This is a genomic window from Mycobacterium sp. (genome assembly GCF_051006775.1).
Classification (GTDB): Bacteria; Actinomycetota; Actinomycetes; order Mycobacteriales; family Mycobacteriaceae; genus Mycobacterium.
Map to the genome: position 1 here is coordinate 1 of NZ_JBPCSX010000046.1, position 10,330 is coordinate 10,330.

At 66.5% G+C, this 10,330-nt stretch carries 11 protein-coding genes and 1 pseudogene; 3 read left to right on the plus strand and 9 right to left on the minus strand.

Annotation, left to right across the window (positions count from 1 at the left end; translation table 11 throughout):
* Positions 1 to 17: 17 nt before the first annotated feature.
* Positions 18 to 1,466, plus strand: a pseudogene (locus ACR2JI_RS03175) (MFS transporter); the annotation flags it as partial.
* Here ACR2JI_RS03175 and ACR2JI_RS03180 read toward each other — a convergent pair.
* Together ACR2JI_RS03180 and ACR2JI_RS03185 are read right to left on the minus strand one after the other, a co-directional pair.
* Positions 1,450 to 2,799, minus strand: coding sequence for an FAD-binding oxidoreductase (locus tag ACR2JI_RS03180; RefSeq protein WP_526387947.1), 1,350 nt, complete (start codon positions 2,797 to 2,799; stop codon positions 1,450 to 1,452). The pseudogene ACR2JI_RS03175 and the gene ACR2JI_RS03180 overlap by 17 nt on opposite strands.
* Before the next feature lie 45 nt (positions 2,800 to 2,844).
* A complete protein-coding gene (locus ACR2JI_RS03185; protein WP_526387949.1) occupies positions 2,845 to 3,408 on the minus strand; it encodes an LppP/LprE family lipoprotein in 564 nt (187 codons plus the stop codon).
* Positions 3,409 to 3,480: 72 nt separating this feature from the next.
* Here ACR2JI_RS03185 and ACR2JI_RS03190 point away from each other — a divergent pair, with 72 nt between their 5' ends.
* Entirely contained in the window at positions 3,481 to 5,220 is a 1,740-nt protein-coding gene (locus ACR2JI_RS03190) for a DEAD/DEAH box helicase (RefSeq protein WP_526387951.1), read from the plus strand.
* On the plus strand, positions 5,217 to 6,350 hold the full coding sequence (locus tag ACR2JI_RS03195) for an acyltransferase family protein (RefSeq protein ID WP_526387953.1): 1,134 nt from the start codon (positions 5,217 to 5,219) through the stop codon (positions 6,348 to 6,350). Before ACR2JI_RS03190 ends, ACR2JI_RS03195 begins: the two co-directional genes overlap by 4 nt.
* Here the strand turns inward: ACR2JI_RS03195 and ACR2JI_RS03200 are convergent.
* From ACR2JI_RS03200 to ACR2JI_RS03230, 7 genes are all read right to left on the minus strand, one after another.
* Positions 6,334 to 6,822, minus strand: a complete 489-nt coding sequence (locus ACR2JI_RS03200) for a hypothetical protein (protein WP_526387955.1) — start codon at positions 6,820 to 6,822, stop codon at positions 6,334 to 6,336. The two genes, ACR2JI_RS03195 and ACR2JI_RS03200, sit on opposite strands and share 17 nt — an antisense overlap.
* Positions 6,819 to 7,052 (minus strand): hypothetical protein, encoded by a 234-nt coding sequence (locus ACR2JI_RS03205; protein WP_526387957.1) that lies wholly within the window; start codon positions 7,050 to 7,052, stop codon positions 6,819 to 6,821. Before ACR2JI_RS03205 ends, ACR2JI_RS03200 begins: the two co-directional genes overlap by 4 nt.
* A 38-nt stretch (positions 7,053 to 7,090) precedes the next feature.
* Positions 7,091 to 8,308 (minus strand): cytochrome P450, encoded by a 1,218-nt coding sequence (locus ACR2JI_RS03210; RefSeq protein ID WP_526387959.1) that lies wholly within the window; start codon positions 8,306 to 8,308, stop codon positions 7,091 to 7,093.
* A gap of 24 nt (positions 8,309 to 8,332) precedes the next feature.
* Positions 8,333 to 8,680: a type II toxin-antitoxin system PemK/MazF family toxin gene (locus ACR2JI_RS03215; RefSeq protein ID WP_526387967.1), complete on the minus strand. Its 348-nt coding sequence runs from the start codon at positions 8,678 to 8,680 to the stop codon at positions 8,333 to 8,335.
* Positions 8,667 to 8,897 carry an antitoxin gene (locus ACR2JI_RS03220; RefSeq protein WP_526387961.1) on the minus strand — a complete coding sequence of 77 codons (231 nt, stop codon included), beginning with the start codon at positions 8,895 to 8,897 and terminating at the stop codon, positions 8,667 to 8,669. Before ACR2JI_RS03220 ends, ACR2JI_RS03215 begins: the two co-directional genes overlap by 14 nt.
* Before the next feature lie 43 nt (positions 8,898 to 8,940).
* A complete protein-coding gene (locus ACR2JI_RS03225) occupies positions 8,941 to 9,300 on the minus strand; it encodes a hypothetical protein (RefSeq protein ID WP_526387963.1) in 360 nt (119 codons plus the stop codon).
* A gap of 7 nt (positions 9,301 to 9,307) precedes the next feature.
* The coding region (locus ACR2JI_RS03230; RefSeq protein ID WP_526387965.1) for an FAD-binding oxidoreductase at positions 9,308 to 10,330 on the minus strand (1,023 nt) is incomplete at its 5' end.

Genomic DNA, 10,330 nt, shown 5'->3' on the forward strand with positions numbered 1-10,330 from the left:
TGGCAGCATCGGTGGCCATGACGACGCCGCAGGCCGACCCTTGGAAGGCGTTGTGGGCCATGCTGCTCGGCTTCTTCATGATCCTGGTCGACTCGACCATCGTCGCGGTGGCCAACCCCAGCATCATGACCGCACTGAACATCACCAGTTACGACAGCATCATCTGGGTCACCAGTGCCTACCTGTTGGCCTATGCGGTGCCACTGCTTCTGACCGGCCGAATGGGGGACCGTTTCGGCGCGAAGAACCTCTATATCGCCGGCCTCGTGGTGTTCACCGTGGCATCGCTGTGGTGTGGGCTTTCCGGGTCGATCCAGATGCTGATCGCCGCCCGGGTGCTGCAGGGGATCGGTGCGGCACTTCTGACGCCGCAGACTCTGTCGACGATCACCCGGATCTTTCCCGCAGACCGTCGCGGTGTTGCGCTGAGTATGTGGGGTGCCACCGCCGGGCTGGCCACCCTGGTCGGCCCACTGGCCGGCGGAGTACTCGTCGATCACCTCGGCTGGTCGTGGATCTTCTTCGTCAACGTGCCCATCGGAGTGATCGCGGTGGTGTTGGCGATCCGGTTGATTCCGGTGCTGGAAACCCACCCGCACCGCTTCGACATCCCCGGCGTACTGCTATCCGGTGTCGGCCTGTTCCTGATCGTGTTCGGTATGCAAGAGGGTCAGACCTATGAATGGAACCGGTGGATCTGGACTGCCATCGGCGGCGGCGTTGTGTTCATGGTGGGGTTCGTCTACTGGCAGTCGGTCAATCCCCGTGAGCCGCTGATTCCGCTGGCGATGTTCCGCGATCGTGACTTCAGCCTGGGGAACGTCGGCGTTGCTGTGATCTCGTTCGCCGTGACCGCGATGATCCTGCCGCTGATGTTCTTCGCGCAGTCGGTCTGTGGTCTCACCCCGACCGGAGCCGCACTGCTCACCGCTCCCATGGCCGTGGCCAGTGGGGTGCTCGCACCGTTCGTCGGCCGGTTGGTCGATCGCCGGCATCCACGGCCGATCATCGGGTTCGGTTTCGCGGTTTTGGCCATCGCCCTGCTGTGGCTGTCCCGCGAGATGACGCCGAGCACCCCGATCTGGCGGTTGCTGCTGCCGTTGACGGCGATGGGCGTGGCCATGGCATTCGTCTGGGCTCCATTGAGCGCCACGGCAACTCGCAACCTGCCGCCCGAGGTGGCCGGTGCCGGATCGGGGGTCTACAACACCACCCGGCAGGTCGGTTCGGTGCTCGGCAGCGCCAGCATGGCCGCCTTCATGTCGGCGCGGGTCAAGGCCGAGTTGCCCGCCGCTCCGGCGGGCGCCGCGCCGCGCGGCGAAACCGACGTGATGCATCTGCCGGCGTTCCTGCATGAACCCTTCGGCGCGGCGATGTCCCAGTCGGTACTCCTCCCGGCCGCCGTGGCGTTGTTGGGGGTACTGGCCGCGGTCTTCCTGGTCGGTTCGCTCAGTCGAACAGCACCGCAGGGTTGAGGTAGCCGGTCGGGTCCAGCGCGGCCTTGACCGCTCGCATCACCTCGATGTCAGCGGGCCCGCGCGACATACCCAGGTAGCTGCGTTTCCGGGTGCCGACACCATGTTCGGAGCTGACGTTTCCGCCATGGGCGGCAATGAGTTCCATCATCGCCGCGTAGATTCCGGCTTCCTGGTCGGTGTCACACCGGAGCACGTTGAGGTGCAGATTGCCCTCACCCGCATGTCCGAACAACACCGGCAGGGCCTGCGGAGCATGACGGGCGATCAGCGTCTCCGCATCGCGGGCGAACGACGGGATCACCGAAAGAGGCAGTGAAACATCGAATTTCAGCGGCGGACCGAACAGTCCGACAACGTCGGCGACCGATTCCCGCAGCCGCCACAAGCGGTGCTGATCGGCGTTGTCGATGCCGACGGCCGGTTTGCCGCTCTGCGGTGTCGCCACCAGTGTGTCGGCCAGAAAGTCCGTCGGGTCGGAGTCTGCGGCGAGTTCGATCAGCAGCAGCCAGTCGCCGACCACCGGGACTGGTTGATTGAGGTGCTGTGCCGCGAGTTCGACTGCCCGGCCGTCGATGAGCTCCAGCGCCGCGATCGTGTCGAGGTCTCGGAAGAACTGAGCCACCGGGATCAGCGCGTCGAGATCAGCGAAACCGCACACCGCGGTAACCCGATGCGCCGGAATCGGATTCAGCCGCAGGTCCACCGCGGTGATAACGCCGAGGGTGCCCTCGGCGCCGACGAACAGTGCTGTCAGGTCGTAACCGGTGTTGTCGCGCCGGACCGCGGGACGGCGGCTCAGCACCGAGCCGTCGGGCAGCGCGACGTCCAGGCCGAGCACCTGTTCGCCCATATCGCCGTAGCGCACGGTGCGAAGCCCGCCCGCGTTGGTCGATGCCATCCCGCCGATGGTCGCCGAATCGCGGGCTGCGAGGTCCACTCCGAACAGCAGACCGGCCGCCGCTGCGGCGCGTTGAACCTGCGCCAGGGTCACCCCGGCCCCGGCCCGGATCCGGCGCTCGGTGACGTCGACCGGGCCCAGTTCGGTGAGCCGCTCCGTCGAGAGCAACACATCGTCGTGCTCGGGCACGGTGCCGGCCACCAGCGAGGTGCGCCCGCCCTGCACGGTCACGCAGGCACCGGCGTCGCGGCACGCTCGCAGCACCGCCGCCACCTCCTCGTCGCTGCCGGGTCGGACCAGAAGGGCGGCAGCACCCCGGTAGCGGCCGGTGTAATCGACGCAGCGGGCGACCACGACGTCGGGATCATCGCTGAGGTGTGCGGTGCCGACGATGCTGCGCAGCTGATCGGTCAGGTCGGTCATGAGGTCGTCAGGTCGGTCATGAGGTCACTGTAGGGACGCCCCGGGTCAGCCGATGTTGCCGATCAGTTCGACGCCGTCGCCGTTCCAGCGGAACTTCACCACGCTCTGCAGACCCATACCGCCGGAGAACACCAGTGCCACGGTGTCGCCTGTGCTCTGGGTGGGGTCGATCGCATTGAACCCGTAGGTGTCAGGCGTCCCGGACGGTATGTACTTGCCCAGATGGAACAGCACCGCACGGTTGGCGGGGTTGGCGGCATTGGTGTTGGCCTTGACGATCACTGCCGACAGCGGCGCGCACTCGTTGTAGTTCCCGGCCACCGGCTCAGGGTTCCAGCCCTGTTCGGAGCGTGGGTCACGGGGAAGTTCCGCGACAGCCCGGGCGATGGCCGGTGCGGCCAGGTTCACCGCACACGGATCCGGTGCGGGCGCCGCGGCCGGCGGCGGGGAAGCAGCCGGACTCGGAGGCGCAGCGGCCGCCGAGGGCGCGCGGGTTGCGGTGGTGGATGGCAGTGGTGTCTTGGACACGGTGGAGTCCCCGGAGCCGCAGCCGGCCAGCCCGACCGCGACAGCAACCCCGGCTACGCTCGCCGTCAGCCGTTCCCACACATCGCAGCAGGGTACTCCCCGGCCGCCCCGGCGACGCCGGGCCGACGCGTGACGGCCTAGACTCAGACCGCAATGACTTCTCTTGAGGATTCGCCACAGACCTTCGCCGACCTGCAGATTCACCCAGCGGTACTGCGGGCTGTGACCGACGTCGGCTACGAGACCCCCTCGGCCATCCAGGCCGCCACCATTCCCGCCCTCCTGGCCGGCTCTGACGTGGTGGGTCTGGCGCAGACCGGCACCGGCAAGACTGCGGCGTTCGCGATCCCGATCCTGTCGCGCATCGATCCGGCCAGCAAGCGGACCCAGGCGCTGGTGCTGGCCCCCACCCGGGAACTCGCGTTGCAGGTGGCCGAAGCGTTCGGTCGCTATGCCGCGCACCTGCCGCATGTCACCGTGCTGCCGATCTACGGCGGTCAGTCCTACACCGTCCAGCTGGCCGGCCTGCGCCGTGGCGCTCATGTCGTCGTCGGAACACCGGGTCGCGTCATCGACCATCTTGAGCGGGGCACGCTGGACCTCTCGCACCTGGATTACCTGGTGCTCGACGAGGCCGACGAGATGTTGCAGATGGGCTTCGCCGAGGACGTGGAGCGCATTCTGCGTGACACTCCGGAGTACAAGCAGGTCGCGCTGTTCTCGGCCACCATGCCGCCGGCGATCCGCAAGATCACCACCAAGTATCTGCATGACGCGGTCGAGGTGAAGGTCAAATCGAAGACCGCGACCGCGGAGAACATCACCCAGCGCTTCGTCCAGGTGTCGGGCCCTCGCAAGATGGATGCTCTGACCCGAATCCTCGAGGTCGAGGACTTCGAGGCGATGATCGTCTTCGTCCGGACCAAGCAGGCCACCGAGGAGGTCGCCGAAAAGCTTCGCGCGCGAGGTTTTTCCGCTGCGGCTATCAACGGCGACATTCCGCAGGCCGTCCGCGAACGCACTATCGCCGCCCTCAAGAGCGGCGCTATTGACATTCTGGTCGCCACCGACGTGGCCGCCAGAGGCCTTGATGTGGAACGCATTTCGCACGTGTTGAACTACGACATTCCGCACGATCCGGAGTCCTACGTGCACCGGATCGGCCGCACCGGCCGGGCTGGGCGTTCCGGAACCGCGCTGTTGTTCGTCTCGCCGCGGGAGCGCCATCTGCTCAAGTCGATCGAGAAGGTCACCCGCCAGCCGGTGACGGAGGTGAATCTGCCCTCGGTCGAGGACGTCAACGCCCAACGGGTGGAGAAGTTCCGCGACTCGATCGCCGAGGCCATCGGTGGACCGGGGTTCGATGTGTTCCGCCGCCTCGTCGAGGACTACGAGCGGGATAACGATGTGCCGATGGCCGATATCGCGGCCGCGCTGGCGGTGCTGAGTCGCGACGGTGCGGAGTTCCTGATGACCGAACCGCCGCCGGAGAAGCGCAAGGAGCGGCCCGAACGGGCGGAGGGTTCAGAGCGTGAGCGATCGCCGCGCAAGGTTCGTGATGATCTGGCCACCTACCGCATCGCCGTCGGTAAGCGACACAAAGTCGGGCCCGGCTCGATCGTGGGCGCAATCGCCAACGAGGGTGGGCTGAACCGCAGCGACTTCGGGCACATCACCATCAAGGTTGACCACTCGTTGGTCGAGTTGCCCGCCGATCTGTCCAGGGAAACCTGGAAAAAGCTTGAGGACACCCGTATTTCGGGGGTGCTGATCGAACTTCAACTCGACCGCGGTGGGTCCAGAGCCGGCCGCCCCAGTGGTGGAAAGCCGCCCAGCGGCAAATACTCCGGCGGGAAGCCTGCCGGCGGGAAGCCCTACCGCCCCAAGAAATGACCGCGGCCGGCGAGGTTGATCAGGGTGGCTTGGAAGCGGTCTCCACCCGCGACCGCATCCCGTCGCTCACCGGGATCCGCGCACTGGCCGCCCTGCTCGTCATCGGCACTCACGCGGCGTACACGACCGGCAAGTACACCCACGGCTACACCGGACTCCTGCTGTCTCGCATGGAGATCGGCGTTCCGATCTTCTTCGTGCTGTCGGGCTTTCTGCTGTTCATACCGTGGGTGCGGGCCGCACAGGCCGGCACGCCGGGGCCGTCTCTGCGCCGTTATGGATGGCACCGGGTCCGCCGGATCATGCCGGCCTATGTCGTGGCTGTACTCGGTGCGTTTGTGCTCTATCACTTTCATGATGCCGGACCGAATCCTGGGCATACCTGGTACGGCCTGCTGCGTAACCTCACGCTGACCCAGATCTACACCGACGGCTACATGTTCTCCCATATCCACCAGGGCCTGACCCAGATTTGGAGCCTGGCGGTGGAGGTGTCCTTCTATGTGGCGCTGCCGATCATCGCCTACCTGGTGCTGACCGTGCTGTGCCGTCGGCGTTGGCGGCCGGGGTTGGCGCTGACCGGCTTGGCCGTGTGCGCGTTGATCAGTCCGGCGTGGATGGTGTACGTCCATACCGCTCAACACCTTCCGGATGGGGCCAGGCTCTGGTTGCCCGGTTATCTCGCCTGGTTCATCGGCGGCATGATGCTCACCGTGTTGGCGGCCATGGGTGTGCGGTGCTACTGGTTCATTGCGCTGCCGTTGGTGGCGGTCTGTTACCTCATCGTCTCCACACCGGTGGCCGGGGAGCCGACGACCTCACCGGAGGGTATGGCTCAGGCTGTGGTCAAGATCCTCTTCTACGCCGTGATCGCCACACTGGTCGTCGCGCCGCCGGCACTGGGGGACAGCGGCGCCTATGAGCGACTGCTGAGCAGTCGGCCGATGGTGTGGCTTGGTGAGATCTCCTACGAGATCTTCCTGGTTCACCTGGTCATCATGGAACTGGCGATGACCCAGGTGCTGCACTGGCAGGTCTACACCGGCAATGCGGCGGTGCTGTTCGTGGTGACGTTGGGGATGAGCATTCCGGTGGCGTGGCTGCTGCATCGCCTCACCCGGGTTCGGTAGCAGCCCCGGGGCAGCGCTGTGTGAGCTCAGCGACCATCGTCGTCGCGTCGGCCCGTGATACCGGCAGCAGCCAGTTGTGTCCGGAGTCGTCGGCAACGCTGACGTGCAGTCCGGTGCGGGCCGAACCGTCATCATCGGACCAGGAGGCGACCGGGACGGCTCGTGCCACCAGGAGCCGGATCGAGCGAATGGATTGAGGATTTTCGCGCAGTGTCCGACGCAGCCTGGCGATATGTCGCTGCTGACGCCAGAACGTGCCGTACGCCATCAGAACGGCCACCGCTGCGAAGAATGCGATGCCGACCGCGCCGCCTATCCGCCATCCGAGGCCGCCGTTCCACAGCTCATCGTCGGCGAGGATTCCCGCGACGATGAGCGCACACAGCACCGTGGTGATTGCCATCGCGATCCGCATCCGGTTCGACGATCGGGACACCCTGGCAAGCAGCGCGTCCAGCGGCTCGTCGGTCATAGGTATCGGTGGCCGAAGACGGTGCTGCGGACGTCGTTGCGGATCGCTTCGACAAGGGGTTCCAGGCCGGCGGGACCGGACTGTTCCCAGGTGCTGACTTCCTCGGGGGTGAGCAGCAGGGAGCGCTCATAGAGACCTACGGTGCCGCACATCACGCTGAGGAGCAGGCCCTCATCGGTGCGGTCCAGGGTCCATGACCAGGCTTCGGTGTGGAGTGGTTCGTCAGGCATCGCTGTGCGTTACCCGAGCCGCAGTGAACACCGGGGATTCATGCCAGCTGGACCGGCACACTCAGCGGTCGTCGGACGTAATTGCCCTCTGCCCAGTGGATTCCGGCCTCATCGACTTCGATGCTCGGGCATCGGGTGAGCAACTCGTCGAGGGCTACCCTGGCCTGCATGCGGGCGGCTGCGGCACCGAGGCAGTGGTGTGCGCCATGGCTGAAGGTCAGGATGTTGCGCGGCCTGCGGCGCACGTCGAGTTCGGCGGCGTCGGCGCCGTACTGGCGTTCGTCGCGGTTGGCCGAGCCGTACAGCAGCAGTACCTTGCGTCCGGCGGGGATGGTGGTGTTCTCGATGGTGACGTCGCGGGTCAGCGTGCGGGCCAAGCCCTGCACCGGAGAGGTGAGTCGCAGGAATTCCTCGACGGCGTCACCGATCAGCTCGGGATCACCCGCCAGAATCCGGCGTTGATCGGGGTTTCGGTGCAGCAGATGCACTGCGCCGCCGAGCAATCCGGTGGTGGTGTCATTTCCGCCGGCGACCATGGTGAAGGTGAACGCCAGGACCGACAGCAGCCCGGCGGTGTCGCCGTCGGCGCCGAGTCCGGCGGCCACCAGGTGTGAAACGGTGTCGTCACCAGGATCACTGCGGCGGCGTTCGATCAGCCCGGAGAAGTACCCCATCATCTCCAGCACGGCCTCGCTGGCCCCGGCAACGCCGCCGGCTTCGCTGGCGGAGGCGACGATCGCATCGGTCCAGCGGTCGAATTGCTTGCGATCGGAGTCGGGGACCCCGAGGTAGTGCGCGACCACCATCGACGGTAGCGGCTTGAACAGCTCGGCGATGATGTCCCCGCCGCCGGCGGCACGCAGACGCTCGATGCGTTCGACGACGAATTCGCGCACCTTCGGTTCAACGGCCTCGACCTGGCGCGGGGTGAAACCGCGGGCGACCAGCTTGCGGAACTCGGTGTGGACGGGTGGGTCCTGCATCACCATCGGCGGGTTGTCGGCCAGGCCGATGAGTTCGAGTTCACCGTAATTGACGGTCAGTCCCCCTGCAGAAGAGAACGTCTCGTGGTCGCGGGCAGCGGCCCAGATGTCGGCGTGCCGGGACAGCACCCAGTAATCGTGGGCGGGTTTCCCCGCTACGACATGGTGGACCGGGTCGTGTTCCCGTAGCGCGGCGTACATCGGCCACGGGTCGGCCCAACTGGAACCGGAGCACAGTTCGAAGCGAGCGGCGTAGGCGATGTCAGTCGGCATACGTTGTGCCTACGACATGGGAGCTCACAGGTCAAGGTGAAGCCGCAGGGCGTCGTCGACGAGTGCCATGTCGGTCGGCGTGACTCGCCCGACTTCGCGCGACATTCGTTCGAAGGCCACTGATCTGATCTGCTCGACCTGGGCCTTGGAGTCGGCGGATAGCCCGGTGGTCGCGGCAGGCAGTAGAACCTGAAATGAGTAGACCTTCTCGACGTTGCTCGTCAGCGGGACCACGGTGACCACCCCGCCACCCACTGCGGTAGCCGCGGCGTTGGCGCGGTCATTGCTGACGACCACTGCCGGACGTCGCTTGCCGGCCTCGTTGCCGCGAACGGGATTGAGATCGACGAGCCAGATCTCACCGCGGCGCATCGGCCAGTCCGTCACCGTTGGCCTCGTCCCAGACATTCTCGCCCTCAGATGTTGACCACTCGGCCCAGGCGTCCCGGTAGTCCTCTTCGAGATGGGGGAATCGCAGCATCCCGATGGCCCGCTGCACACCTGCGGAGCGCGACGGCAAACCACTGCCCCGGACGTATGCATCAAGGAGGGCAAGGTCGGTATCGGACAAGCTCACACTAACCTTCATACTACAATGCTACCCCAGTAGTAACTCCGGTGGCATTACCGAGTCAATGCGCAGGGTCGTAGTAGTAGTCATCCCACCCGAGGCCGATCATGACCAGGCACAGCGTCCCGCCGGGGTGCTCGTCGCGATACCGGCGGATCGAGGCCGGTGCCTCAACGAACTCGATCCGGGTCGCGTGCTGGGCCAGAAACATGGCTTCATCGACCGGCAGGCGCAGCGCCGGAGTGAAGGCGAATGTCGTCACGCCGGTCTGGTGTGTTCCGGTGTTGCGAACGACGATGCCGGCGGTCCGGAAGAACTCCTCCAGCGCCGTGGCGGCCGAACCCCAGTCTGGATAGGGCGCAGGGGCAGCGCGCGGTGTCGGCATCCGGGCCTGCGCTGCGGCTCCCTGGTGTCCGCTCATCGCCGGGCTAGATCACCGCGCCCGGGTTCAGGATGCCGTCCGGGTCCAGAGCGGTCTTGATCCGCCGGTTCAGATCCATGGCTTCGGGCCCGATCTGCCCGGCCAGCCACGGCTTCTTGAGCCGGCCCACACCGTGCTCGCCGGTGATCGTGCCGCCGAGGCCTACCGCCAGATCCATGATGTCGCCGAACGCCTTCTCCGCCCGCGCCGTCATGGCGGCGTCGCTCGCGTCGTAGACGATCAGCGGGTGGGTGTTGCCGTCACCGGCGTGCGCCACCACGGCGATGGTGAGGTCGGCCTCGTCGGCGATCCTGGCCACCCCGCCGACCAGTTCGGCCAGCTTCGGCAGCGGCACCCCGACGTCCTCGAGCATCAGCGAGCCCTTGGCCTCGACGGCGACGATGGCATACCGGCGGGCGGCGACGAACGCCTCGCCTTCGGCCGGGTCGTCGGTGGAGAAGCATTCAGTGGCACCGGCCTCGGTGAACACCCGCGCCATGAACTCGGCATCCTGTGCACCCGCCGGGCCGCGGTCGTCGGAGGCGGCGATCATCAGCGCCGCGGCGCCCCGGTCCAGCCCCATCTTGAGCTTGTCCTCGACGGCGTTGATCGACGCGGAGTCCATGAACTCCAGCATCGACGGCCGGATCTTGTTGGTGATGGTGACCACTGACGAAGCGGCGGCCTCCACCGAGTCGAAGGTGGCGACGACGGTGGCGCCGACGTGTTGGGGCGGCAGCAGTCGCAGGGTCACTTCGGTGATCACCCCGAGGGTGCCCTCGCTGCCGACGAAGAGTTTGGTCAGGCTCAGCCCGGCCACGTCCTTGAGTCGCGGTCCGCCGAGGCGCACCGCGGTGCCGTCGGCCAGCACCACCTGCAGGCCGAGCACGTAATCCGTTGTGACGCCGTACTTCACGCAGCACAATCCGCCGGCGTTGGTCGCGATGTTGCCGCCGATGCTGCAGATCTCGTACGACGACGGGTCCGGCGGGTACCAGAGTCCGTGTTCGGCGACCGCCTTCTTCACTTC